Genomic DNA, 25,244 nt, shown 5'->3' on the forward strand with positions numbered 1-25,244 from the left:
CATTGGTCTGAAATGGAAAAGGCGGCTGTCCTCACGGACAGTCGCCTTTTTTTGCCTGCTTCGATACGTGATACGTGTGTACAAAGAACAGACGGTACTGCTCCTTCCAACAACAACACAACAACAACCAACCAACCAAAAACAAACAACTACCAAACAGCGACTACAACTACGAACTACTACTTCAACTGCCAACTGCTACTTCAACTACAACAACACACACTTACTATCGGTACGGCAACCCATTGGTACTACTGTCTTCACCATCAGAACTACTGCTACTACCACTGCGAACTTCCCAACACCAGCAGAAGCGCGGCGCCCGGCGCGATGCAAGGATTGACCAGCCGACTGTTCCGTTGCCATCGCGTTGTGCCGCGCTTCAGAAGTAACTTTACAAAAGTGTCACAGCGAATCGAATAGGAGCATTCCTAAAGATCGCATTGCTCGATAAGAATCTCTCGGACCACCGGCCTGCAGAATAAGAACGCACACATAAAAAAACGCCACGGAATCAACTTCCGTGGCGTTCTCCTGGCTTCCCACAAGTGCCGCAATGCTGCGGCGCTTCAACCATCAACTCATCCGCGTTACTGCGCGTTCACCCGCTTGCGTGCGTTTGCCGAAGCCACCGCCGTCATGTTGATGATCCGTCGTACGGTCGCAGCCGGCGTCAGAATGTGAACCGGTTTCTCAGCGCCCAGCAGGAACGGACCAACCGTCACGCCTTCGCCGCCAATCATCTTCAGCAGGTTGTACGTGATGTTTGCCGCTTCCACGTTCGGCATGATCAGCAGATTGGCTTCGCCGGTCAGCGTCGTGCCCGGGAACGCAGCCTTGCGGACCGCTTCAGACAACGCCGCGTCGCCATGCATCTCACCGTCGATCTCGAGCGAAGGCGCACGCTCGGCGATCAACTTGCGAGCCGCGGCCATACGTTGCGACGACGAAGACGGCGCGCTGCCAAAGTTCGAGTTCGACAGCAACGCAACCTTCGGCGTGATGCCGAACTTTTCGATTTCGCGCGAAGCCAGCATCGTCATATCGGCAAGTTGTTCGGCGGTCGGCGTTTCGTTCACGTACGTATCGCAGATGAACAGATTGCGGCCCGGCAGCATCAGCAGGTTCATTGCAGCGAAGTTCTGCACGTTATCCGCCTTGCCCAGCACCTGCTCGATGAACTTCAGATGCGTGTGGTACTGGCCAATCATCCCGCAGATCATGCCGTCGGCCTCGCCGAGGCGCACGAGGATCGCACCGATCAGCGTGTTGAACTTGCGCATCGCGGCCTTCGCGACGTCCGGCGTCACACCTTCGCGCGCGCCGAGTTCGTGGTACGCCTGCCAGCATTGCTGATAGCGCGGATCGTCTTCCGGATCGACGACTTCGAAGTCTTCACCGCACTTCAGCTTCGAGCCCATCTTCTTCAGACGCATCTCGATCACCGACGGACGGCCGACCAGAATCGGCTTGGCGATCTTTTCCAGCAGCACGAATTGCGCGGCGCGCAGCACGCGCTCGTCTTCACCTTCGGCGAACACGATGCGCGCCGGTTCCGATTTCGCGGCAGCGAACACCGGACGCATCACCATGCCGGTTCGGTACACGGTTGTGCCGAGTTCTTCGCGGTACGCGTCCATATCCTTGATCGGACGGGTCGCGACGCCCGAGTCCATCGCGGCTTGCGCGACAGCCGGCGCGATCTTGATGATCAGGCGCGGATCAAACGGCTTCGGAATCAGGTATTCCGGGCCGAATTCGAGCGAGTGGCCTTCGTACGCCTTGGCGACTTCATCGCCCTGGTCGGTTTCTTCTGCCAGTTCCGCAATCGCGCGCACGCACGCGAGCTTCATTTCTTCCGTGATCGTAGTTGCGCCGACATCCAGCGCGCCGCGGAAGATGAACGGGAAGCACAGCACGTTGTTGACCTGGTTCGGGTAGTCCGAACGGCCCGTCGCGATAATGCAGTCCGGGCGCACCTTCTTCGCTTCTTCCGGGCGGATTTCCGGCTCCGGATTCGCCAGCGCCAGAATCAGCGGCTGCGTGCCCATTTCGACGACCATTTCCGGCTTCAGCACGCCGGCGCTCGAGCAGCCGAGGAACACATCGGCGCCGCGGATCGCATCAGCCAGCGTGCGTGCTTCGGTGTTCGCCGCGTAACGTTCCTTCGACGGATCCAGGTTGCCGCGACCTTCGTAGATCACGCCCTTCGAGTCCGTGACCAGCACGTTCTTTTTCGACAAGCCGAGGTTCACCAGCAGATCCAGACACGCGATTGCCGCAGCGCCCGCGCCCGAACACACCAGCTTCACTTCGTCGAGCTTTTTACCGACCACCTTCAGACCGTTCAGGATCGCCGCCGAGGCGATGATCGCCGTGCCATGCTGATCGTCGTGGAAGACCGGAATCTTCATGCGCTCGCGTAGCTTCTTCTCGATGTAGAAGCACTCAGGCGCCTTGATGTCTTCAAGGTTGATGCCGCCCAGCGTGGGCTCGAGCATCGCGATCGCTTCAACCAGCTTGTCCGGGTCGGATTCGCTCAGTTCGATGTCGAACACGTCGATGCCGGCGAACTTCTTGAACAGGCAACCCTTGCCTTCCATCACCGGCTTCGCAGCGAGCGGGCCGATATTGCCGAGACCGAGCACGGCCGTACCGTTCGTGATCACACCGACGAGGTTGCCGCGCGAGGTGTACTTCTGCGCGTCGAGCGGGTCTTCGTAGATCGCCATACAGGCCGCGGCAACGCCCGGCGAGTAGGCGAGCGACAAGTCGAGCTGGTTCGACAGTGGCTTGGTGGGAGTGACCGAAATCTTGCCGGGTTTCGGAAACTGGTGGTATGCGAGAGCGCTTTGCTTAAGTTGTTCGTCCATTTTTTGGCCTGCGAGACGTAAGTAATCGGGCCCGGCACACTGCACCGTAGGCGGCGCTTCTCGTCTATCGAATGGATAATCGACTGCGGCGGTTTTCGCATGCGCCGGTTGGGCGCAGCGTCGAACCTCGGCGGAAGGCAAGACGGTGCGGAGTGCTACGCGGGTCGGTTAGTGTACACCCCGAACGTGTCGATGCACTGAGCGGTTAACACGGCTCACCATCGGCGAAACAGCGGCGGGCAATGCTGCAACGCCGCATCGAACAGCCGTTTCGCTCACTGCCGCGCGCGTGTCACGAGCGCGTCATTCGAGCTCGACGCCGCGTCTTTCGGGGATCAGAAAGAGCGTCGCGAAGATGTCGAGCAGATAGATCGACGCGAGCAAAGCGAGCGCGGCGCCGAACGAATACCGTGCGGCCAATGCGCCCACGACCACCGGTCCGAAACCACCGACCGCCCGGCCGACGTTGAACAGCACGTTCTGCGCAGTGGCGCGCGCATCGGTCGGATAAAGCTCGGAGATCAGCGCGCCATAGCCGCCGATCATCCCGTTGACGAACACGCCCATGGCTGCGCCGCCGATCAGCAGCGTCATCGGCGTTGTCAGATGGGCGTAGACGAATACCATCACCACTGCGCCCACCTGATAGAACAGGAACGTCGGCCTGCGGCCGAAACGGTCGGCGGCCATGCCGAACAGCCAGATGCCGCACGCCATGCCGAGAACCGTCGCGGCGGTCCACACGCCGGACCTGGTCAGCGAATAGCCGAACGTCTTCGACAAATAGCTCGGAAGCCAGATCATCAGACCGTAATAGCCGAAGTTCTGGACTGAACAGAGAATCGCGACACCGATGCTGGCGCGCGCGGTGCGTCCATCGGCCACCAGCAATTTGAGCGGCAGCTTGCGCATCCCGCGTGCGACACGCTCGGTGAAAAGCGCCGGCTCCTCGACGCGACGCCGCACGAAAAACGACACAACGGCGGGCAGCAATCCAAGCGCAAACATGCCGCGCCAGCCGATCACCGGTAGCAGCAGCGGCGTCAGCAACGCGGCCGCGAGCACGCCAAGTTGCCATCCCAGCCCGACATAGGACGACACGCGCGCCCGCTGCGCCGCCGGCCACGCCTCAGCCACCAGCGTCATGCCGATGCCGAACTCGCCGCCGAGACCAATGCCTGCAATGGTCCGATAGACCAGCAGGTCCGTATAACCCTGCGCCAGCGCGCACAGTCCGGTGAAGACGGCGAAGATCAGAATCGTCCACGTCAGCATCCGCACGCGGCCGAAATAGTCGCTCAATACGCCGAAAATCAGGCCGCCAGCGACAGCGCCAATCAGCGTCCACGTGACAAGCGAGCCTGCCTGCGCGGAGCTCAGATGCAGATCCATGGCAATCACCGGCAGCATGAAGCCGAGGATCAGCAGATCGAAGCCGTCCATCGCATAACCAAGCACGGAAGCGATCAGTGCACGGCCGGCATAGCCGCTTCTGGCGGGTTCACGGGTTTCGGTGGTGGAAGAAGCGGGAGTCATTGAAAGTATTCCGTAATACACGAAGGCGGCAATCATGCAAGGCCGCCTCAAGAAATTCGCGTGAGTGTAAAGGCGCGCCAGGCGACTCACAAGCAAGCCAAAAAGCGGGCCCCAAAACAGCCCCGGAAGCAGCAACAACGCAGCGTCCGACGAACCTCGCAAGCCCCGTTCAGCGCAGCCGTTATGACCGTCATTCGCCGCCGGCACGCACGACGGCCCCCTCGGGAGGGCCCATTTCGGGTAAAATGTCGGCCTACGCGCGCAGCAAAAACCGGCCTGCACTCCACTGACCGGCTACGTATTCCGCCCATCATGGCGCGGCATACCCGGCTTGCTGCGCCACCGGGCCCCGCGCCCGCTTCTCCTCGCTCACACCCAAGGATCCGCCCATGACAGGCTTCGATCGCCAGACGATCTCCGACACCACCGCCAAGATGCTGCTGGAAGTGCAAGCAGTGCACTTCAACGCGGAGAAACCGTACATTTTCACGTCCGGCTGGGCGAGCCCGGTTTATATCGACTGCCGCAAGCTGATCTCGTATCCGCGCGTGCGCCGTGGCCTGATGGAAATGGCCGAAGCCACCATCCTGCGCGACGTCGGCTATGAGCAGATCGACGCGGTGGCCGGTGGCGAAACCGCCGGCATCCCGTTCGCGGCATGGCTCTCCGATCGCCTGATGGTGCCGATGCAATACGTGCGCAAGAAGCCGAAGGGTTTCGGCCGTAACGCGCAGATCGAAGGTCTGCTGACCGAAGGGCAACGCGTGCTGCTGGTCGAGGATCTGACCACGGACAGCCGCAGCAAGATCAACTTCATCAACGCGCTGCGCACCGCCGGCGCGACGGTGAACCACTGCTTCGTGCTGTTCCACTACAACATCTTCAAGGAAAGCGTGTCGGTGCTGAAAGACATCGACGTCGATCTGCACGCGCTTGCCACGTGGTGGGACGTGTTGCGCGTTGCCAAGGCGAACAACTACTTCGACACCAAGACGCTCGATGAAGTGGAAAAATTCCTGCACGCGCCGGCCGAATGGTCCGCGGCACACGGCGGCGCCAACGCAACGCCGCAATAAACACAACCGCTCAACGCGGTTGGCATAAAAAAGGCCGCCTGTCGATCAGACAGGCGGCCTTTTTTGTTGAACACGTCCGGCCGGACGAAACTGCGACCGCGGTACCGCTGCGGCTAGGGTGTGCTGCCGGAATCGCCAACCGAATGCGACGACAGATTCAGCAAACCGTTGCTCTGCGCGTACTGGAACAACTCGGAATCGCGATCGATGCCGAGCTTGCGCATCGCCGTATTCTTCTGCGTACTGATCGTCTTGATGCTGCGATTGAGCTGCTCCGAGATCTCCTTGATCGTCATGCCCGACACGAACAGGCGCACAACCTCGAGCTCGCGCCGCGACAGCATCACTTCTTCGTTCTTTCCGCCGGCATTCATGCGCAGCGTATCGAGCGACGCCTTGACGGACGGGCTCATGTATTCCAGGTTGCGACTGACGTGCTGCACCGCAAGCCCAATATGGCTCAGATCGTCCGACTTGTTAACGACCGAGGTCACCCCGAGTTCGCTCAGCCGTTTGAGCAACGCAGCGTTCTCCAGCATCGTCAGCACAACGATGGGAAGGTCGGGGAAATTGCGGCGCAGATAGCCGATCAGCGGCAAACCGTCGCCGTATTGGCCGCCTGGCATCGCCAGATCCGTCACGAGCACGTCGCACGCAATGGTCTGCAGCACCTTGACCAGTTCGGTTGACTGTCGCGCACGCGCGACGACTTGCAGACCTGGAAACTTGAGCAAAGCTTGTTCGGCACCGAACAGAATCACCGGATGGTCGTCGGCGACCACGACCCTGACTGGATCTTGCATTGCCCTCCCCTCGACAGATAAACCACTCTCCAAAACTTCTGACATGCCTTTCTATTCTTGGTACTTGAACTGATTGGGTACGCGGTCTGTATTCGCGCGGACAATTCCTCCGACTATAGCCGATTTCACGTCCGCCCAGCCTGCTGGCTGGCCACAATGATCCGTCGAAAACCTAATGTTAGACTTGATTCGACGTTGGGGCACAAAATAGGGACAATAATCCTCGCGAGGACAACCGCCTCGCGCCCTGACAGGAGAACCGGCACATGCGCTCGCGTTGCCTGGTTGTTTCGCTTGCTTCGCCGTTCCGCCGTATGCCGTCTTTCACCTGCGCCATGCTTGGTCTCGCGCTATTGGCGACGCATGGCACTTACGCATTCGCGGAGGGTCCGTTCACGCTGACCAGCGCCAGCGTCCATGCGGGCGGCACCGTAGATGCGGCTCAGGTTTTCAATCAGGACGACTGCAAAGGCGGCAATCGCTCGCCACAGTTGACGTGGCACGATGCGCCGGCCGGCACGCGCAGCTTCGCGGTCACGGTGTTCGATCCGGATGCGCCTGGCCGCGGTTGGTGGCACTGGGCCGTTGCGGCAATTCCGGCCACCGTCAACAGTTTGCCGGAGGACGCCAGCTCTTCGGGTTTCCTGAAGAAACTCGGCGCAGTCGAAGCTCGCAACGACTTCGATACCGAGGGCTACGGCGGCCCCTGCCCGCCACCCGGCAAACCCCATCGCTACGTCATCACCGTTTATGCGCTGAACACCGCAGACCTGCGCCTCGCGCAGGGACGCCCGGCGCTCATGTTCGATCACGAGATCGGCACTGCCACGCTCGACAGTGCTCGAATAGTGGTCAACTACGGACGGTAGCGGCGCCCGTCGACTCAGACTTCGAACAGCATCGGCTGCGAGCTGAAGCGCGACTGATACCGCGCCGTGTGCCGCGTGCCGCGCGCCGGCTCGACGCGCCAATTGACGCACGGCGTACTTCACATTGCCACCGCTGCGGAATTTCTGTCATCCACGTACGCTAATGTGCAACGGAGCGGCGTGAGCGATGCTTACCGATGTCGCGTCGCTACATGCGCGCATGTTTGCCTTGTTTACCCCCTGCTTTTTCATCTTGCCGGAGATTGCCATGTCGAAGATCGTCATCGTTTATCACAGCGGCTACGGCCACACGAAGAAAGTCGCCGAGGCCGTGCTGGCCGGCACGCTCGAGGCCGGCGCGGACGCCAAACTCATGCCGGTCGGCGAAATCGACGACGCGGCGTGGGCAGAACTGGCGGCCGCCGACGCCATCATTTTCGGCGCACCAACCTACATGGGAGGCCCGTCCGCCGACTTCAAGAAATTCGCCGACGCGAGTTCGAAACCCTGGTTCGGCCAGACGTGGAAAGACAAGATCGCGGCCGGCTTCACCAACTCGGCGACCATGAACGGCGACAAGTTCTCGACGATCCAGTACTTCGTCACACTCGCGATGCAACACAGCATGATCTGGGCAGGCACCGGCATGATGCCGTCGAACACCAAAGCGGCGACCCGCAACGACTTGAACTATGTGGGCGGCTTTACCGGCCTGCTGGCGCAGTCCCCGGCGGATGCATCGCCGGAAGAAGCGCCGCCCGCGGGCGATCTGGAAACGGCTCGGATGTTCGGCGCGCGCATCGCCGGCGTGACGGCGCGGTGGAACGCGACGGCTCGATAACGCATTGTCCGAAGGCTTGCGTCATGAAACCGTGTGCGCTCGAGACGGATGCCGCGCTCTTCACAGCGCGCGGCGCGGCCTCGGGCAAGCGCCGCCGATCTGCCCGGAACCCACTTGCATCGGCTTGCATCTATCCCGTAACCGGTCACGCCGATGTCACTTTCGGCGCGCATCGTCGTTTTTTCACCTCGTTTTGCACGCCCGCCGCGATCAGGTCTTAAAATAGCGTTCCGGCGCGGTGTCGCGCCCCGTTTCCAGCAAGCCAGTGAGATCGAGATGAGCACGAAAGTTTTTGTCGACGGACAGGAAGGCACGACCGGCCTGAAGATTTTCGAATACCTGTCGCAACGCGCCGACGTCGAGATCCTGCGTATCGAAGAAGCGAAACGCAAGGACCTCGAAGAGCGCCGCCGTCTCATCAACACATCGGACGTCACGTTCCTGTGCCTGCCGGACGTCGCCTCGCGCGAGTCGGCCTCGCTGGTCGAAAACGACCGCACCGTACTGATCGATGCCAGCACAGCTTTCCGCACATCCGCCGACTGGGCCTATGGCCTGCCCGAGCTGGCCCGCTCGCAACGCGAGCGTCTGCGCACCGCAAAACGCATCGCCGTGCCGGGCTGCCATGCGTCGGCCTTCGTGCTGGCCATGCGTCCGCTCGTCGAAGCAGGCGTCGTGGCGCCGGAATTCGCCGCGCACGCGTACTCGATCACCGGTTACAGCGGTGGCGGCAAGAAAATGATCGCCGACTACGAAGCCGGCGGCAACGACAAGCTCAAGAGTCCACGCCCGTACGCGCTCGGCCTCACGCACAAGCATCTGCCGGAAATGGCAGCGCACACGGGCCTGAAGTCGGCGCCGGTGTTCACGCCGATCGTTGGCGATTTCTACAAGGGTCTCGCGGTCACCACCTTCTTCTCGCCGAACCAGTTGGCCAAGAAGGCCACGCCGCAAGACGTGCAGGCACTGTTCTCCGAATACTACGCAGGCGAGGCCTTCGTGCACGTTGCGCCGTTCGACGCAGATGCGAATCTCGACAGCGGCTTCTTCGACGTACAAGCGAACAACGACACCAACCGTGTCGACCTGTTCGTGTTCGGCAACGAAGAGCGCTTCGTGACCGTCGCGCGCCTCGATAACCTGGGCAAGGGCGCATCGGGCGCAGCAATCCAGTGCATGAACCTCGCAATCGGCACCGCCGAAGAAACCGGCTTGAAACGCTGAGCACGTATCGAGTTACAGAGGGCAATTCACTGTCAATCTGCCAGAAAGCCGGTCTGCAAAGATCGGCTTTTTTGTTTTAAAAGGCCGCCATCCGAATTTTCTCTTTCGCAGTTAATCAGTAGTAGCCCGCATTACTTTGAAAAGAAAAATCGGACTGCTCATCAACCGCCGGTAACTCATTCCTGAAATTGACCCGCTCAGCATAGTTTTCCGCATAGGGAAATTACGGACTTTTTTTCGAACGACCGTTCGAAGATGATAGAGCCATTTTGCTGCAACGCTTGCCTGACAAGGGTGTGCGGCGAAGCAACGGTGCCGCTGTCGAACTCAAAAATCCTTTTTTGTTTAAAAGGGCTGCCAAGCCCCACACCGCGCGCGTCCGGCAAAAATTTCTCCGTTTGAATCGGTCTTTTTAGACGGCTCATTCAATTGACAGGCATTAAGCGCGCAGCGAAATTAGTTCGCACAATTACATGAAGGGAGACAGCAGCATGTCGCACGCCATTATTCGAGGTCTGGCCATGGCCATCGCCACGACCCCATTCCTCATCGCTTGCGGCGGCGGCAAGGCCGATAATCCCGGCCCGATCAATTCGCCGCAGTGCTCAGGCTCGAGCTGCGGCGCGCAAGGTGCGCCGGCTTCGGGCGCAGGCGCGGCCGCGCTATGTCCTGCTACCGCCGACATCGTTAAAGCGACGTATCTCGGTGGTGCGGGTAGTGGCGAAATCGTGCAGTTGAACATCGACGCTACCGCGATGACGTACTCGCTGAAGTGGCTTGAGTCGCCGATTCCGTTGCGCACAGGCCAAGTTTCGCCGACGCGCGCGGGTACGCAGATCACGGGCGCCGTGATCCACCCGCCGACCGGCGCACTGCCCACCGCCGAACAAATCCGCTGCGCCTTCATTCTCGGTGCAGGTACCGGCACCGGCGTTGGTGACGGTCAGCCTTATACGACACCCGACTTCGTCAACAATCCGAATCCGCCGATGATCCTCGTCGGCTTGGGCGTGGCCGGTGGTGGGATCCCGGGCGCGACGGTGCAATTCGCCGGAATCCTGGGCCTGGGCGCTGTACCCAACCGGCATTTCGACTTCTACCCGTTCCTCGGCTTCGCCAGCACAACGACCGACATCACCAAGCTGGTTGGCACCTACAACGGTCTGCTCTACCACCTTTCACCGACTGCCAACTACGAGACCGTCGCAACCAATTCGGTGGAGACTTTCGACGCAAGCGGCAATTGCACTTCATCGAGTTCTAGCGGCTGTCTGAGCACCGGTGGCGCACTCACCCTGAACAGCAACGGCTATTTCGACAGCGCGAAACCACCGCAGATCGTCAATGGCGGCAGCCCCGCGCCGTTTCGCACCGACCAATCCGGCAAGGCTCACATGATCATCGGTCAGATCAACGGCGCGACGGTGCCGCTCGTGGTCCGCACCGGCAACGTCAACCTCTCAGCATTGTCAGTCGACGACGAATCCGGCATCGCGATGCTCGCGGCGGCCACACCGCTTGCATCCGGTGGCTTTGACGGCGGCTACGTCGGTGCTGACTCGAACTTCAAGTACACCGCAACGTTGATCCAGGGCGCGGTCGGCACGTTCATCAATCCGAGCACATCGTCGGCGGAAAGCGGCTTCGGTCTGGGCTACGGGCTGCCGAGCCCCGGTCTGGTCGGCGTGCAGGACACCAACGGCAAGACCGGCTTTGCGATTGCATCCGGCGGCCTCTACGCCATCGCAATCCAGGGCACGGAGAACAGCGGCATTACGTCGACGTCGGCAAATTCAGACACGCCAAGCACCCCCTACTTCGGCATCGGCGCACAGATCAGCAAGTAACGAACGAAGAGAACGAAGGACCGGCAGTTCGCAGTACGAGACATAAATAGCAAAAGGTGGCCGGACTGGGAGCCGGCCACACACAACGAGAAAATTCTGGAGGCGGTATGAAATGGAGAATCCTTTCGGTGCTCGCTCTTGCAGCACCGTTGCTGGGGGCGTGCGGTGGTGGTGGCGGCAACGGCGATGGACCGGTGACGGAAGTTCGCCTGTGTCCTGCGTCGCTCGACTACGGCACGGTGTTCACGGGCGGCGGCGGTGACGGCGAACTGGTCAAGCTGCAGATGGACACGACCAAGATGACCTGGCAAATCAGCTACATCGAATCGCCGATTCCGGCGACCGTCGGCACCGTTGCGCCGACGCGCGCCGGTCAGAGCGCAAACGGCACGCTGACCCAGGAAACGCTGCTGCCGACCAACAAGCTCAACCAGTGCGCCTACCGCCTGAACGGCGCGAGCCTCGACCCGAATCGTCCGGCGCGGATTTTTGTCGGCGAAGGCGTGGCGGGCGGCACGATTCCGGGGGCGGAAATCTCCTTCGCGGGGATTCTCGGCGTGGGCGCAGTGCCTGATACCACGTTCCCGTACTACCCGTTCATCGGCTTCTCGTCGATTGAAACGAATCTCGCGAACGTGGCCGGCACCTACAACCAGCTCGGCTATCACCAGGTTCCGTCGCAGAACTTCGCACCGGTCGCGGTCGATTCGAAGATCACGATCAATGCCGACGGCACGTGGAGCGAGTGTGACAACTCCGGTGTCAACGCGGGCAAGTGCGAACAGCCGGGTACGAACTTCGTATCGTCGGCTGACGGCAGCGGCGCGTTCGAAACCGACAAGTTCCTGGGCCAGGCCAAACCGACGCTCGCCACGACGCCCAAGGCTCGCGGCTACATGATCGTCGGCAAGCTGCGCAACCAGTTGGTGCCGATCCTGGTGCGAACCGGCGCGGCGAACTCCTCGGTGACGACGCCGGTGAATGGCGAACTCGGACCGTATGCTGACGATGAATCGGGCATCTCGATTCTGTCGCCGCAAACTTCGATCGCGGTGAACTCGCAAAACGGTGAGTACATTGGCGTGGATAGCCAGTTCGACTATCGCACCACCGCACTCGAAGGCACGCAGGCCACGCTGCTGGATCCGTTCCACGCATCGCAGGCATCGCTCGCGACGGCGCTGAATCTGGACTTCACGCAAGCCGTGCCGGGTGTGGTGACGACGACGCAAGTGGGTGCATCCACGGGTACCACGCCGACTGGAAAGATGATCTTCACAGGTGGCGTGTTCGGCTACCTCGATCTGACCAACGCGGCCTCGCCGTACTTCACGATCGGCGCCTTCGTCCAGTAATGGACGCAGCACGCGCCGCCGACACGCAACGAGGCGTTCGCGTCCCGGCTGCTGCGCACAGTCATAGCGCAGCAGCCGGCGTCCACCGGGTATCCAGCGCACCGGCCGGGCAGCCAACCCGCCGTCGCTCGCCGCGCGCGATCAACGCAACGCGCGCCTCAGGAGGAACAACATGAAAAAAATCTACTTCGCGATACTGGCCGCCTGCCTGTCAGCCAGTGCGCACGCACAACACGCGGGCGACAACGTCGCCGTGCTCGGCTGGTTCCACATCATGCCGCAGGATTCGAGCTCGCCGCTGACCACCAATGTCGCGCCGACCCCGATCAATACGCCGCTGCGTCTGCCAAGCTCGTTCACCTCATCCGGTACGGGGTTGTCGACCAATAGCGCCAATACCGTTGGTCTCACAATCAGCCATTACCTCACCGATCACATCGCGGTGACGACGGTCGCAGGCGTGCCACCGGTATTCAAGATATACGGGCACGGCATTATCAAGCCGCCAGGACCGGCAGGCGCACTCGGTCAGCAGGATCTGGGCGATCCGCAGGCCAACCCGATCGTAAAAAGCGTGCGCCAGTGGAGCCCGGCGCTGCTATTCCAGTACTACTTCAACGCGCCTACCGCGAAATTCAGGCCGTTCGTCGGCATAGGTGTGTCGTACAACTGGTTCTCCGACGTCCAGTTGAGCCAGAACTTCGTACAGTCGACGCAGAACAATCTCGGTGCAGTGCTGGCCGCGGGCGCAGGCAAGCCCGGGCAGACGCAGGTGTCAGCGAAAGCGTCGTCGTCCTGGCAGCCGGTGTTCAATGCGGGTCTCACGTACGCCCTCACCGACCACTGGGGTCTCGTCGCATCGGTCACGTACATTCCGCTGAAGACCACCTCCTCGGTCATCATCAAGGCCGCGGACGGCACGGAACTGGGTGTCTCGAAGGCGGAGCTGAAAGCCGATCCGATCATTTCGTTCCTGGCTGTCTCGTATAAGTTCTGAGTTCAGGCGCGGATGCGACAAGGCCGGCGGCCCCGCATAGGGGGCCAGCCGGCTTTGTCTTTTCTGGAGAAGGCTGGAAATTCAGGGCAAAAAAAAGCCCGCCTAATTGGACGGGCTGAATCCATATCAGAGGAGACATGGAGGAGACAAGACGAACTATAGCAAATGGTTTGGTGCGTCGCAACATTCAAATTAGGGTTGACCCTCAGCGTTGTATCGGCGCAACGATCCTTGCAACGCTTTGTGGGCGGCGGTGGCTGGCTCGTGCGGCGAGCCCGCCGTTCGCCTAATGGCGCACCAGCGCCATCATCGCGCCGAAGCCGACGAACACGCCGCCTGTCAGACGATTGAACATCCTGGCGACGCTGCGACTCTTCAACCGCGCGCCAATCCGCGTGCCGAAACCCGCATACACCAGGTACCAGCTCACCTCGATAACCGCGAAAGTCGCGACGAGCACACCGAACTGCGGCAGCTTGGGCTGCGCGGCGTCGATGAACTGTGGCAGCAACGCTGCGGCGAACAAGATCGCTTTCGGATTGCTGCCCGCCACCAGGAAACCGTTACGAAACAGTGCGAAGCGCGAGCGTGCGGGCTTTGCGGCGAGTTCGTCGACTGCGCCGGCAGCGCCTTCGTCAGCCGGCGCCCGCCACGCCTTGATGCCCAGATAGACGAGGTAAGCCGCGCCGATCATCCGCAGTGCGTTGAACATCGCCGGCCAGGCGTCAAGAAAGACGCCGAGGCCCGCCGCCGACACCGCCAGCATCAACACCAGCGCCGACAGGCAGCCGGCCATGGTCGCACTGGAACGGCGCAGCCCATGCTGGGCGCCATGCGTCATTACCAGCAGCATGTTCGGACCGGGAATCGCGGAAACGACGAAAACAGTGGCGGCGAACAGCCACCAGGTATGCAGACTCATTGAGATCGACGCAGAAAGGGATCGGGCGGCTATTATGCCCGCCCGTACTTTTAAGCGCGCACCCGCAAGCACCCGCTCCTGCTCAGCGCCCTGCCCGCCGCGCCGCCACCTGCCCCAGCACCGCGAAGTCTTTCTCGCCGTCGCCATGCGCCACGGCTTCGAGCAGGCTGTCGCGCACCACGCTCGCGATCGGCAACGGTGTGTTGACCGCATCGGCGGCCGCCAGTGCAAGACGCAAGTCCTTCAATCCGAGGCGCGCCTTGAACAGCGCAGGCTCGTAGCGCTGCTCCGCGATCATCTTGCCGTAGCCCGAATAGACCGGACCCGGGAACAGGCCGCTCGTGATGACGTCGAGGAAATCCTGCATCGCGAGACCGTGGCCGGTCACGAGCGTGGCAGCCTCGCCGAGCGTCTCAACGGCCGCGCCCAACATGAAGTTAGCCGCAAGCTTCATCACGTTCGCCTGCTGCGGCAGCGAACCGATGCGCCAGGTTTTCTGGCCGATGGCGTCGAAAATCGGCTGCACGCGGTCGATCGACTCGGCCGGGCCGCCCGCCACGATCGTCAGCTTGCCCGCCGCCGCGACGTCTGGCCGCCCCAACACCGGCGCGGCAACGTAATGGACGCCCCGCGAGGCATGCGCCGTCGCCAGCTCCTCGGCCAACGCCACCGAGATCGTCGCCATGTTCACGTGGATCAAGCCGCGCGGGGCATGTTCCAGCAACGACGCGGTGATGACTTCGCGCAGCGCGGCATCGTCGGCGAGCATTGAGAACACGGCGTCGCCCGCAAACGCTTCAGCCGGCGTCGCGACAATCCGCGCACCTGCCTCGGCGAGCGGCTGCGCGCGTTCGGGCGAGCGGTTCCACACGCGCACCTGATGCCCGGCTTTCAAAATGTTTGCAACCATCGCGGCGCCCATCTCGCCGAGACCGATAAAACCGATGTCCATCTGTCGCTCCGTCTTCTAAAGAACTGGAAGTAAAGCACACCCATGCGACAAGTGCAGGACAGCGCGCAATTAAACCCGGTGCGATACTGCTGTGATGGTCACCGCGACATTCCGCTTCTATGAGGAGCTGAACGATTTTCTCGCCCGGCCCCTGCGTCGGCGTGCGTTCAGTTACGCCTGCGCGCGCGGCGCCACCGCGAAACATATGATCGAAGTGCTCGGCGTGCCACATACCGAGGTCGAACTGATTCTGGTGAACGGCGAGTCGGTCGGTTTCAATCATCTGCTGTCCGACGGCGATCGCATCGCCGTTTATCCGAAGTTTGAAGCGCTCGACGTCCAACCGCTATTGCGCGTGCGCGAACATCCGCTGCGCGTGGTGCGTTTCATTGCCGATGCGCACCTGGGCGGTCTCGCCCCGCTGCTACGGCTGGCCGGCTTCGATACGCTCTACGACAACCACTATCCCGACGCCGATATCGAAGCCCTCGCCGCCGCACAACAGCGCATCGTATTGACACGCGACCGTGAGCTATTGAAACGCAGCGCCATCACACATGGCTGCTACGTGCGCACGCTGCGGCCACGCGAGCAATTGCGCGAAGTGTTTGAACGGCTCGACCTGGCCGGCAGCGCGCAGCCATTCCGTTTGTGTCTGATGTGCAATGCGCCGCTGCGGCGTATCGCCAAAGATGAAGTCGGGGATCGGGCGCCCGACGGCGTGCTGGAACGGCATAACCAGTTCGTCACCTGCGACGTGTGCCGGCGCGTGTTCTGGGAAGGCACGCACTGGCAACGAATGCGTGCGCTGATGGACAGCGTGGCTGGGGCGCCGGAACGGCCCGTTTGAGCACCGCTCGATGGCTCAGACTCCGCGCGGCCTGAGCACCGCACCAACGCCGCTCGGATGCGGAATCGCCGCCGCTTACCCGACGCGTACAATGCGGGATTACTTATCTGGCAGAGGCCTTCCGTATGGCGATGAAAAAAACCGACATTGAAAAGAACAAGGCACTCAAGCTGAACAACGCAATGAAACTGTCGACCGCCGACCGCTTTGGCAAAGCCGCTGCCGCCGATCCGAAGCTCGATCGCCGCGAACAGCGCAAGCTAGACCAGGCACAAGGCCTTGTCGCGTTCGCCTGCAAGCTGAATGGCGACCTGGTCACTGAACTGAAAGAGCGCGCTGCCACGCATCCGGAAGGCATGACCGGATTGCTGAACGAGGTCGTCAAGCGCGGCCTCGCTGGCTAAACGCCGCTCAAACCCGCCGCACAATACAAAAAGGCCAGAGCAGAAGCTCTGGCCTTTTTGCTGGCGACGTTTAACCGGAACTGCGCTGCACTCGCCGACTAGCAGCGCGCAGAAGAGAACCGGCAGGGTTCGCCCGACAAAACCCAAGCGTGAGCTTAGTTTGCCGTGCCCTTGTCGTTCGTGCCAGCAGCCGAAGCAGCCGACGAAACCGGAGCGCGCTTACCGTGCGTCTTCAGCTTCTTGATGTGGTGCTTCTTCGGCGTGCTAGCTGCAGCGGCCGGCGCTGCTGCGTCCGATGCCTGTGCGAAAGCTTGAACGGAGACCAGCGCGATCGAAGCGGCTGCGAGCGAGACGATAAGTTTTTTCATGTGTTGTTCCCCAAACCTGGACGACTGAGTCAATGTGAATGAAATAGCTGCACGGTGAAGCAGACAGGGCTTGAGGCGCCTTACCGCTCCCCGCGGGAGAGTATTACGCAGCGTAGGCGGTTTGTCATGCCCAAAACTCGATATGTATTTTCCGGGAGACAGCTTGCTTTCGATATGCTTTCGTTTACTAAGCACACCGTATCAGGGAAATTACCTAGTTCCGCTTTCAGATCAGGTTTCGCAGCAAACTGGCGGTTTCCTGAAGGGTTGGCAGCACCCGATGCAACGCGGCATTCGCCGATTCCTGCCCGATCGGCATGCTCACACTGATCGCCGCCACGACTGAGCCATGCCGGTCGCGCAACGGCACCGCGACACCGCGCATGCCCAATTCCAGTTGCTGATCGGTGACAACATACCCATCGCGGCGAATTTCGCCCAGCACCTCGCGCAGGCGCTCGACGGTCGAATACGTATGCGGCGTGAATACTTTGATCGGATAGGACCCCAGCCACTGTTCGATGCTTTCCGGCGCCTGGAAAGCCAACAGGATCAAACCCGCGGACGACAACGGCGCGCTCGCCCGCGAGCCGAGCACGAAACCGACCGCCATCGCCCGGTTGACGCCGTTGCGCGCGACGTAGACCACGTCGTGTTCGTCGAGAATCGCGACCAGCGCGGTTTCCTGCACGGTCGCGGTGATGCGCTGAAGAAACGGCTGCACGGTGCGCGGCAAGCGCGCTGAATCCAGATACGATTGACCGAGCCGCAATACCCGCGGCGCGAGCCAGAACAGCTTGCCGTCGGTATCCACGTAGCCGAGTTCGCGTAGCGTCAGCAAATAGCGGCGCGCCGCCGTACGCGAGAGCCCGGCGCGGGCGGCCACCATGGTCGGTGTCATGCGCGCGTGCTCTTCGTCGAATGCTTCGATGATCGCCAGTGCCTTCGCGGCGCCGGCGATCCAGTCTTTCTCGTCCATTGCGTCTGCCTGAAAGTCGGTCGGCCCGATGGGTCAGTCATGTCGTGAGCCGTCTGGCCGTTGCGCGATTATCGCGCGAGTCGCGTGCTGTGCGTCTGGCTGAAGGTCTATTTGAAGTCCCAGCGCATCTGTTCGACAATGCCCACCCCGCGCGAAGTCCGCACACATTCGCTCACGTAATCCGTGAAGGGCAGCGGCTCGAAACCGATCTCGTCACGCAGACGGCGGTTGTCGAACGCGTAGTCCAGTTCCGCGAAGCCGGCATACAAACGCAGTGCGTATTCGATCAGACGGCCACTGCCGCAACGGTCGCGCCCCACTACCTCGCGTGCAATCTTGCCGAAGTCGCGCACGCGGCACATCGAATAGCGGCGCCCCGAGGTGCCGGTGGCTTCGTCCATGGCGCTAATGATCTGACCGACGGTCGGCGCTTCCGAACCCGCCGACACGTGATACGTATCGAAAGCCAGCGACGGCTTCACTGCCAACAGCGCGAGCGCGCGGGCGCAGTCGTCCGCGGACACCACGTCGATGCGATTCATCGCCCGCGCCGTGAAGCGCCGCGCGCCGTGCACCACGCGAAACACCCAGAACAGACTCGCCGACGGCAACGTGCCGAGCACGGTGTGGCCGACCACGCTCGACGGCCGCACCACCACCAGCGGCAAGCGCGGATACGTGCCGCGCAACAGACGTTCGACTTCGCGTTTGCTTTGCGTGTACGGTACGAGATGATGTGTCTCGCCGTAGCCGAACGGAGATTCCTGCACGTTCGCGCCGCATTGCGTGCCGCACGCCATTGCCGTGCTCACGTGCAGAAAGCGCCGCAGCGTTTTGCTGCCGACAAAACGCGACGCAAAGCGCAAGGTATCGTGCACATTTGTATCGAGTAATTGCCGATGCGTCGAAAACGACGCGCGCGCGGCACAGTTGATCACGTGCGACGCCTTGGCGAGCCGCTCCAGATCGATCTCTGAAAACGCGCTGCCGAGCTCGCCGACCATCACGTTTGCGTCAGTGATTCGTTGGGCTCGAGAATGCGGCAGCCCGCAACGCACCGCTGACGCGCGCAGCCGCGCGAGCGCATCGGCCACGCTGACGCCGCGCACCAGACACACCATGCGTTCGACCAGACCGGCGTTGATCAGGGCCACCAGCAGATTGCCGCCGATAAAACCGGTCGCACCGGTCAGCAGCATGCTGTCGACGCCGATCGACTGCGCACGCGCCGACGATACCAGGCTGTCCTGCCAGGCGTGGGATAGAGGGGTTTGCCATGCAAACATCGCGATCTCCTTGCAGGGACGTCAGATCGTCGAAACGTCGATCCGTGCAACCATTCAATAAGCGCATCAATAGCGATACGTCAGCGCCGTGATCGCGAAGTAGTTGTTCTTCGACTGCACGATCGGGCTGTTCGCCGAGGCGCCGAGCAACCGCGTCACGCCGCCTTCGGTATGCACCGACCAACGCGGCGAAAACATGTACGTCCATCCGACCGACACCTTCGCGCTGTCGAAACCGCCTTTCACCGCATACGGCTGGAAGCGGCTTGCTGCCGCCTGCGCGTCGGTGACGCCGAAAAACGTCTGGGTGTAGCGACCGCTGCCCGCGTGCACGCTGCCGGTGATGCTGATGTCGTTGTCGACGGTTTGCAGCACCGGCACAGTCAGATCGACATGCCCGCTGGTACCGCGACTCGTATGTGTAAGCGGCTGGTCCAGCGTGATGCTGATGGTCGAGGGACCGAACAGATGCGCGCCGACCTGCATCGACATCATCACCGAACCAGGAATCCGGCCCATGCCCTTCAGGTAGTCCGAGCCCGGTAAGTCAGCACGATTGCTGTCGGTGCGGCCGAAGTCGTAGCTCAGCGCCGCCGATGCGAACAGCCCATTGGCGAAGGTGTGCTTGTAACCAAGGCCGTCCATCGGGCTTAGAAAGATCCCGTTGCTGAACTCCGCGGAGATCAGCGGAGCGACGAACGGGCGGTAGTCACGGCTGCCCTGATAGCGCGGCGCCACGCCGCCGGCCAGCGAAAACATATAAAAATTCTCGGCGTATGCCATCGACGAGCAGGTCAGGCCAAACAGCGGAGCACACAGATACAAGAGGCGTTTGCGCACAATCAGGACTTTTTATTTGAGATAGAAGCCGCAGTCTAGGGACGCCGCCTCGCCTCGTCTGTCCTGAAGTTGGGGGAATGTGTGCGCAATTGTGTTCAAGTGTTCGCGGCGGCGACGTGCGACTCGAGGAAGCGGCGTCGGGTGGCGCGCGCGTTGTGATCAACTTGCCTGCTTTGCCGATGCCGATGCCGTGGCCGTGGCCGTGGCCGTTGAAGACGCCGATGCCGCAAGACGCCGTGCATCGTGTATAAGCGCTAAGCGCCTTGTCAGAACAACCGAATTCGAAAACTGCCTTTGAAACCCGACACACGCCAACACCTGCGCGCCAATCTGCTGATGCTGATCGCGGCCATGATCTGGGGCTCCGCATTCGTCGCGCAGCGCCTGAGCCTCGATGCGATCGGGCCGTTTCTGTTTACCGGATTGCGTTTCCTCCTCGGCGCGCTGGTCGTGCTGACAATGATTGTCTGCGTTCGGCGGTCCGCGCTTACAGAATTGTCGAAGCGTGAACCCGGCGGCGCACGCGAGCTACTCGGTGCCGGGGTGCTGCTCGGCGTCGTGCTGTCCGTGTCGATTTCGTTGCAACAGATCGGCCTGCAATACACGAAGGTCGCCAACGCCGGCTTCATCAGCTCGTTGTATGTGGTGATCGTGCCCCTGCTTGGCGTGCTGTTTCGTCATCGAACGGGATTCGGCACATGGCTCGGCGCGACGCTCGCGGCACTCGGCATGTACTTTCTCAGTGTCAACGAGCACTTCTCGATCCTCTTCGGCGACTGGTATCAGCTTGCCGGCGCCTTGGTGATTTCCGTACAGATGATGCTGGTCGGCCGCTTTGCGTTGCGGCACGACACACTCATGCTGGCGCTCGTGCAGTTCGTGACTTGCGGGCTCGCATGTCTGGTCGTCGGCCTCATGATCGAGCCGGTCAGTCTTGCTGTGATCGAGCGCGCCGCGCCAACGATTCTGTACGGCGGTGCGCTGTCGGTGGGCATCGCTTATACGATTCAGGTGGTCGCGCAAAAGTACGCGGCGCCCTCGCACGCAGCGGTGATCTTCAGTATGGAGGGCGTTTTCGCCGCATTCGCCGGATGGCTCGTGCTCGGCGAAACACTGTCGGCGCGCGCGCTATTCGGATGCGCGCTGATGCTCACCGGTTTGATCGTGTGCCAGGTGATGCCCACCCGGCGACGCGGAGGTGAACGTGATCGCTTGCCTCACGCTTCGTAAGGGCTTGGCCAGTCGACCGCGTGACCACGTCCGCCGTTAATCAAGCGGCGCGCGGATACGCAAAGAGCTTCCGTGTATCAGCCGTGGGTGGAAACACACACCAGCAACCATCGTCATGACGAAAGAAAAAGAGGCCACGCGATCCTGCGTCCAGAGAAGTCTCGACACGCACATAACGCCTGCCGCCCAGACGGGTGCGGCTGAATTCTGTAACGTGAATCGAAACCGAAGGTCCCGGCGCCAGCCATTTCTCGACCAGGAAACGCAGCGATTGTTCGCTTGTGGTTCTCATGATCCGCTCCGGGCTGGCTTGTCCTGACGCGCCTCGCGTGCGGCGTCGGTGCTTTCGTCGCTATCGGCGACCTCCTCGTCCGGCTCGGCGGACGCGAGGGAGATAGCCCGATTGGTGGCTGCCGCCCGCAGCGTGCTGCAATGGCTGGCATGTCTGATATCCGAGAGAAGACGGACAAGCTGTCGTGCTGTTCTGCGTTTCATTACACACCCCCGCACTGCACCAATAACTTCAGAAAACACTTTAACTCTATGCCGGATAGGGCGTTGCTGAAATGGTTTTGACTAAATAGCAACAGTTGCGCTTGCAAAAGCATAGACGCAATCTTTGTACCTTCCAGCTTCAATATACGCGTCCGGAGGGGTCGCTGTCTGTTCGGTGACGAGCGCTGGCATCGTCGAAAAAATCGAGCCGCTGGCCGGCAACATATGACCGGATGCGCAAGTTATCCACAATTGCCTATGAATAACTTCGGGATAGGGCATCGGACAGCCTGTGTGCGGAATCTTGATAAGACGTGACGGGAGGCAAGCCCCATCAAAGTTATCCCGGCTTTGTAGTTTTTCTACAGACGTGTTCCGCAGGGTTATGGTTTCTGCATGACATTGATGTGACGGGGAATTTGAGAGTTATCCACAGAAGGGGTTAACCCTTGTTAACTATTACTACATATATATACGTATGAAGTAAAAGACATAGGATAAGTACCGCAGCGTGATGACATCAAAGGCTGATCGCGCCTTGATCAGCCCCAAAACGCACAAGCCTCGCCAGATGCATCAAGGCACTACGCTGGCCTCACTTGCGGGTTGCACCGAAGCGGCTTTGTCGATCACATCAGGCATCTCGGGTAGAGGCGCTGGAATCGCCGCTTCCACCGGTACCGGCAACATGCGTATCTCGATGCGACTGTTCGCAACCGGCTGTGTGCGCACCACCGTTTGCAGATAGTGATCGACGAGGCCGAAGAAACGATCGTAGAACTTGCCTGACGGGATGGTCTCACTCGAAATTTTGACCATTGCATCGCTGTTCGAGCGGATCGGCAGCGACAACGAACCCAGCACACTTAGCCCAACGCTCGCCGACGTATCGCTTTTCTTCAGCGCAAAGCCGTTCTGTACAGCGTTGACGTAAACGATGCTCGTATCGCTCGCCTCTTCCCCCGGCGTACACACCACATGAAACTCGACCACGATGTGGGTATCGCCGGTCGGCTGGAAATTTTTCGTTCCGTCGACGGTATCGGTACGCGTCATCGTCGTCAGATAACCCTGACTCAGCAAAGCGCGGCGAGCGGCCTCACAGGTATCCGTGGTGCTCGAGTTGAAATTTCGGGCGTAAGGGCTCGCGCCCGATTCGAACAATTCCTGCTGGAATTTAGGCTGCGGGGTGCTGCTGCAAGCCGCAAGTGCCAGTAGGCCGAGAAGCGCGGCGGCAGTGGGTTTGGGAAACGAGGTGGACATGGTCGATCAGAAGAGGCGCGGCGTGAGCTCGAATGGGAATGCATTGTAGAGCGGTTGCCGTGCGTGCGTAAAAAGCGTGCAGCACACGCCTGGCGCCGCGTTACACGGCCTCACGAGCGATCCCCGCGGCTTGGAGCGACGGCAGCACAAAAGGAAAAAAACGGGAAAAACTGGCGCTCAGTGCGACGTTACGGGCAATCCGCTCGACAGCCCAGCGGCGCCGTTAAAACCGGCTGCATTGACGACGGGTATCGACCGGCTGCATTGACGACGGGTATCGTAAAGGCATTGGCCCAGTTGTCCGACGCCTCACAGCGGTCAGCTTCACACATACCGGCTTGTGCGTCCGAACGCGACGCGACGTCTTGCGACCCGGCGACGTCGGCGAAATCTTCGACGCGCAAGTTCACCTTCTTCGCGTATGCCTGCGATCCGCCGTAACTCTTGAGCGCCGCGTTCAGGTCGCCGTTTGCCGAGCGCATGTAGCCGTACAGGATCGCCGAGCCCACTTCGATGTTGGTGGTCGGCTCAGTGAGGTCCTTGACGTTCCTCAGCAGCCCGCGATGGGCTGCCGGCACCACCTGCATCAGCCCGGTCGCGCCGTTGGCGCCCTTGGCCTTTTCCTTGAAGCGGGATTCGATCGAAATGATTGCCAGCAGCAGTGCCGGCGGTAGTGAATATTTCGAAGCGGCGGATTGCACCGCGGCCGAAATCTTTTGCGCCTTTTCCTTTGCCAGACCGAATTTCTGCGTCAGATACGCGGACATGCGGTCATTGTTTTCGTCGGCCGTTGCGGTTTGCATCAGGCCGAGCGAAAGCACGATCAGGCAAAGTAACCGGCTCATAACGGAAGACGGGAAAGAAGAGGAATTCGCGCATTATATCCCTGCCCGAAAAAGAGGCACTAAACGGTCTAAATTCGTCTTAGGAAAGACCGTCGGCTGCCGTGTCTGTGCGCGCTACTTCGATTGCTTCGGTTTCAGCACGTAATCGTCGTTCAGCGTGGTGAGGAAAGCGGCGACGTCGTCGATATCCTGCTCCGACCACACGGGGCGCTCGCCCACCTTGCGCGTGAGCGGTTCGTCGGTCGTATCCACATTCACGCGCAGCGCAACCGGCAAGTCGTTGAATTTATCGACCTTGCCATGCACATCTGTCGGGTACCACTTCACCGGATTCGTATCGCGCTGAACGTAGAAACGCAGCGCGTCCTTCAGCGTATGGAAGCGGCCGTTGTGGAAGAACACATGCCGCGTTGCCGTGTTACGCAGCGACACGGACTTGAAGAGTCCGCAGTTGCTTCTGTCGTTCGACTGATCGGTGCGTAGCGGTCCACACAACCCCATATCGAAGTACTTCGGGTCCGCGTTCGCACGCAACGCTGGATTGCGTGGCACGCCGAGCGCCTGGAAGTTGAAGTCGGTGAAAAGTGGATGAGAGCCATCGACACCCGATTGATCGATGTGGCACGAGGCGCAATTGCCGCCCGCCGGATTGTCGAACAGTTTTTTGCCTCTCAACTCCCGTGCCGTTAGTTGCAATTTTCCATCGAGATAGTAATCGAACTTGCTGGTGTACGAATGAAAACTCGGGTCTTCGAGCTCGAAGCGCTCGATGGCATACATCGCCTGGGTGAATGCCTTGCTGGGGTCGGTGAAAATGTTCTGGCCAAACACTTCGCTGAAGCGCGCCGCGTACGGCGCGTGCTCCAGTTTCGCGAGCACCGCCGCCGGATCCCGGTTGGCCATCTCGTCCGGATTGAACAACGGGAAACTCGCCTGATCGTGCAGACGGTTAAAACGCCCATCCCAACCGAAGCCGCCAACCGGCGCGTTATCCGTCTCGCTCAGGCGCTCGGACAGACTGGCCGCCTGCGCATGACTCCACATCGGCGTACGGTTCAGCACGTAGCGCAGGCTCGGCACGGCGCGCGTGCCTTGCGAGCGCATGTCGGGCCCACCCAGTTGCGCGGCCAGCCCGTTGGGCGGCCCGTACGCATGCGACGGGCTATGACAGCTCGCGCACGACATCTTGCCCGAGGCCGACAACGACGGATCGAAGAACATCAGCTTACCGAGCGCAGCGGCATCGCTGTAGACCGGCTTCGCATCGGCAGGCGCTCCGGCCGCCGCCGCTGCCGCGAGCGGCAACATTGCGGCACCGACCAGCGCAGCGAGCGCCGCCAATCGCGCGGCAGTACGCCCGGTGAATCGCGTTGCAAAAAACGGCATCTG

General features: G+C 61.0%; 25 protein-coding genes. 11 read left to right on the forward strand and 14 right to left on the reverse strand.

Features of this window, described 5'->3' with window-relative positions:
* Nucleotides 1-590: 590 nt before the first annotated feature.
* Nucleotides 591-2,873, reverse strand: a complete 2,283-nt coding sequence (locus PQR40_RS13970) for an NADP-dependent malic enzyme (protein WP_408340573.1) — start codon at nt 2,871-2,873, stop codon at nt 591-593.
* A gap of 303 nt (nt 2,874-3,176) precedes the next feature.
* On the reverse strand, nt 3,177-4,409 hold the full coding sequence (locus PQR40_RS13975; protein WP_408241187.1) for an MFS transporter: 1,233 nt from the start codon (nt 4,407-4,409) through the stop codon (nt 3,177-3,179).
* A 389-nt stretch (nt 4,410-4,798) separates the two neighbouring features.
* On the opposite strand from PQR40_RS13975, the gene PQR40_RS13980 reads away from it, so the two are divergent.
* Nucleotides 4,799-5,485 carry an orotate phosphoribosyltransferase gene (locus PQR40_RS13980; RefSeq protein ID WP_074281967.1) on the forward strand — a complete coding sequence of 229 codons (687 nt, stop codon included), beginning with the start codon at nt 4,799-4,801 and terminating at the stop codon, nt 5,483-5,485.
* A 113-nt stretch (nt 5,486-5,598) separates the two neighbouring features.
* On the opposite strand, the gene PQR40_RS13985 is transcribed toward PQR40_RS13980, so the two are convergent.
* The gene (locus tag PQR40_RS13985) at nt 5,599-6,288 is read right to left on the reverse strand and encodes a response regulator (protein WP_408241184.1); all 690 of its coding nucleotides are present in this window, start codon (nt 6,286-6,288) and stop codon (nt 5,599-5,601) included.
* A gap of 266 nt (nt 6,289-6,554) precedes the next feature.
* Between PQR40_RS13985 and PQR40_RS13990 the strand changes: the two genes are divergently transcribed.
* From PQR40_RS13990 to argC, 3 genes are all read left to right on the forward strand, one after another.
* On the forward strand, nt 6,555-7,157 hold the full coding sequence (locus PQR40_RS13990; RefSeq protein ID WP_408509212.1) for a YbhB/YbcL family Raf kinase inhibitor-like protein: 603 nt from the start codon (nt 6,555-6,557) through the stop codon (nt 7,155-7,157).
* A 268-nt stretch (nt 7,158-7,425) separates the two neighbouring features.
* Nucleotides 7,426-7,998 carry a flavodoxin family protein gene (locus PQR40_RS13995; RefSeq protein WP_408509213.1) on the forward strand — a complete coding sequence of 191 codons (573 nt, stop codon included), beginning with the start codon at nt 7,426-7,428 and terminating at the stop codon, nt 7,996-7,998.
* Between the two features lie 276 nt (nt 7,999-8,274).
* Nucleotides 8,275-9,222, forward strand: coding sequence for an N-acetyl-gamma-glutamyl-phosphate reductase (gene argC / locus PQR40_RS14000; protein ID WP_408241175.1), 948 nt, complete (start codon nt 8,275-8,277; stop codon nt 9,220-9,222).
* Between the two features lie 197 nt (nt 9,223-9,419).
* Here argC and PQR40_RS14005 read toward each other — a convergent pair whose 3' ends face one another.
* Complete coding sequence (locus PQR40_RS14005) at nt 9,420-9,647, reverse strand: hypothetical protein (protein ID WP_408241172.1); 228 nt, start codon at nt 9,645-9,647, stop codon at nt 9,420-9,422.
* A gap of 66 nt (nt 9,648-9,713) precedes the next feature.
* Here PQR40_RS14005 and PQR40_RS14010 point away from each other — a divergent pair, with 66 nt between their 5' ends.
* The 3 genes from PQR40_RS14010 (at nt 9,714) to PQR40_RS14020 (ending at nt 13,421) form a co-directional block, all read left to right on the forward strand.
* Nucleotides 9,714-11,069, forward strand: coding sequence for a DUF2957 domain-containing protein (locus tag PQR40_RS14010; RefSeq protein ID WP_408241169.1), 1,356 nt, complete (start codon nt 9,714-9,716; stop codon nt 11,067-11,069).
* A gap of 107 nt (nt 11,070-11,176) precedes the next feature.
* A complete protein-coding gene (locus tag PQR40_RS14015; RefSeq protein ID WP_408509214.1) occupies nt 11,177-12,424 on the forward strand; it encodes a DUF2957 domain-containing protein in 1,248 nt (415 codons plus the stop codon).
* A 172-nt stretch (nt 12,425-12,596) separates the two neighbouring features.
* On the forward strand, nt 12,597-13,421 hold the full coding sequence (locus PQR40_RS14020; protein WP_408241163.1) for an OmpW/AlkL family protein: 825 nt from the start codon (nt 12,597-12,599) through the stop codon (nt 13,419-13,421).
* 286 nt (nt 13,422-13,707) lie between these two features.
* Here the strand turns inward: PQR40_RS14020 and PQR40_RS14025 are convergent, their stop codons facing one another.
* Together PQR40_RS14025 and PQR40_RS14030 are read right to left on the reverse strand one after the other, a co-directional pair.
* Nucleotides 13,708-14,343 carry a LysE family translocator gene (locus tag PQR40_RS14025; RefSeq protein WP_408509215.1) on the reverse strand — a complete coding sequence of 212 codons (636 nt, stop codon included), beginning with the start codon at nt 14,341-14,343 and terminating at the stop codon, nt 13,708-13,710.
* Between the two features lie 82 nt (nt 14,344-14,425).
* Nucleotides 14,426-15,295 (reverse strand): NAD(P)-dependent oxidoreductase, encoded by an 870-nt coding sequence (locus PQR40_RS14030; protein ID WP_408241157.1) that lies wholly within the window; start codon nt 15,293-15,295, stop codon nt 14,426-14,428.
* Nucleotides 15,296-15,389: 94 nt separating this feature from the next.
* Here PQR40_RS14030 and PQR40_RS14035 point away from each other — a divergent pair, with 94 nt between their 5' ends.
* Together PQR40_RS14035 and PQR40_RS14040 are read left to right on the forward strand one after the other, a co-directional pair.
* On the forward strand, nt 15,390-16,145 hold the full coding sequence (locus PQR40_RS14035) for a Mut7-C RNAse domain-containing protein (protein ID WP_408509216.1): 756 nt from the start codon (nt 15,390-15,392) through the stop codon (nt 16,143-16,145).
* A gap of 125 nt (nt 16,146-16,270) precedes the next feature.
* Nucleotides 16,271-16,549: a hypothetical protein gene (locus PQR40_RS14040; RefSeq protein WP_408241151.1), complete on the forward strand. Its 279-nt coding sequence runs from the start codon at nt 16,271-16,273 to the stop codon at nt 16,547-16,549.
* Between the two features lie 155 nt (nt 16,550-16,704).
* Here the strand turns inward: PQR40_RS14040 and PQR40_RS14045 are convergent, their stop codons facing one another.
* The 4 genes from PQR40_RS14045 to PQR40_RS14060 all read right to left on the reverse strand — a co-directional run bounded on the left by PQR40_RS14045 (nt 16,705) and on the right by PQR40_RS14060 (nt 19,941).
* Complete coding sequence (locus tag PQR40_RS14045; protein WP_408241148.1) at nt 16,705-16,917, reverse strand: hypothetical protein; 213 nt, start codon at nt 16,915-16,917, stop codon at nt 16,705-16,707.
* A 226-nt stretch (nt 16,918-17,143) separates the two neighbouring features.
* Nucleotides 17,144-17,896, reverse strand: a complete 753-nt coding sequence (locus tag PQR40_RS14050; protein ID WP_408241145.1) for an IclR family transcriptional regulator domain-containing protein — start codon at nt 17,894-17,896, stop codon at nt 17,144-17,146.
* A gap of 107 nt (nt 17,897-18,003) precedes the next feature.
* Nucleotides 18,004-19,182, reverse strand: coding sequence for an SDR family oxidoreductase (locus PQR40_RS14055; RefSeq protein WP_408509217.1), 1,179 nt, complete (start codon nt 19,180-19,182; stop codon nt 18,004-18,006).
* A 66-nt stretch (nt 19,183-19,248) separates the two neighbouring features.
* A complete protein-coding gene (locus PQR40_RS14060; protein WP_408509218.1) occupies nt 19,249-19,941 on the reverse strand; it encodes a MipA/OmpV family protein in 693 nt (230 codons plus the stop codon).
* A gap of 197 nt (nt 19,942-20,138) precedes the next feature.
* Here PQR40_RS14060 and PQR40_RS14065 point away from each other — a divergent pair, with 197 nt between their 5' ends.
* Entirely contained in the window at nt 20,139-20,273 is a 135-nt protein-coding gene (locus PQR40_RS14065) for a hypothetical protein (RefSeq protein WP_408509219.1), read from the forward strand.
* Between the two features lie 43 nt (nt 20,274-20,316).
* Entirely contained in the window at nt 20,317-21,252 is a 936-nt protein-coding gene (locus tag PQR40_RS14070; protein WP_408241136.1) for a DMT family transporter, read from the forward strand.
* A gap of 40 nt (nt 21,253-21,292) precedes the next feature.
* Here the strand turns inward: PQR40_RS14070 and PQR40_RS14075 are convergent, their stop codons facing one another.
* The 4 genes from PQR40_RS14075 to PQR40_RS14090 all read right to left on the reverse strand — a co-directional run bounded on the left by PQR40_RS14075 (nt 21,293) and on the right by PQR40_RS14090 (nt 25,241).
* Complete coding sequence (locus PQR40_RS14075) at nt 21,293-21,544, reverse strand: hypothetical protein (RefSeq protein ID WP_408241133.1); 252 nt, start codon at nt 21,542-21,544, stop codon at nt 21,293-21,295.
* Nucleotides 21,545-22,323: 779 nt separating this feature from the next.
* On the reverse strand, nt 22,324-23,010 hold the full coding sequence (locus tag PQR40_RS14080; protein ID WP_408509220.1) for a DUF2242 domain-containing protein: 687 nt from the start codon (nt 23,008-23,010) through the stop codon (nt 22,324-22,326).
* 188 nt (nt 23,011-23,198) lie between these two features.
* Complete coding sequence (locus PQR40_RS14085) at nt 23,199-23,855, reverse strand: lytic transglycosylase domain-containing protein (protein WP_408509221.1); 657 nt, start codon at nt 23,853-23,855, stop codon at nt 23,199-23,201.
* A 114-nt stretch (nt 23,856-23,969) separates the two neighbouring features.
* Entirely contained in the window at nt 23,970-25,241 is a 1,272-nt protein-coding gene (locus PQR40_RS14090; RefSeq protein WP_408509222.1) for a cytochrome-c peroxidase, read from the reverse strand.
* Nucleotides 25,242-25,244 lie beyond the last annotated feature (3 nt).

The organism is Paraburkholderia sediminicola (assembly GCF_046026855.1).
GTDB lineage: Bacteria > Pseudomonadota > Gammaproteobacteria > Burkholderiales > Burkholderiaceae > Paraburkholderia > Paraburkholderia sediminicola_A.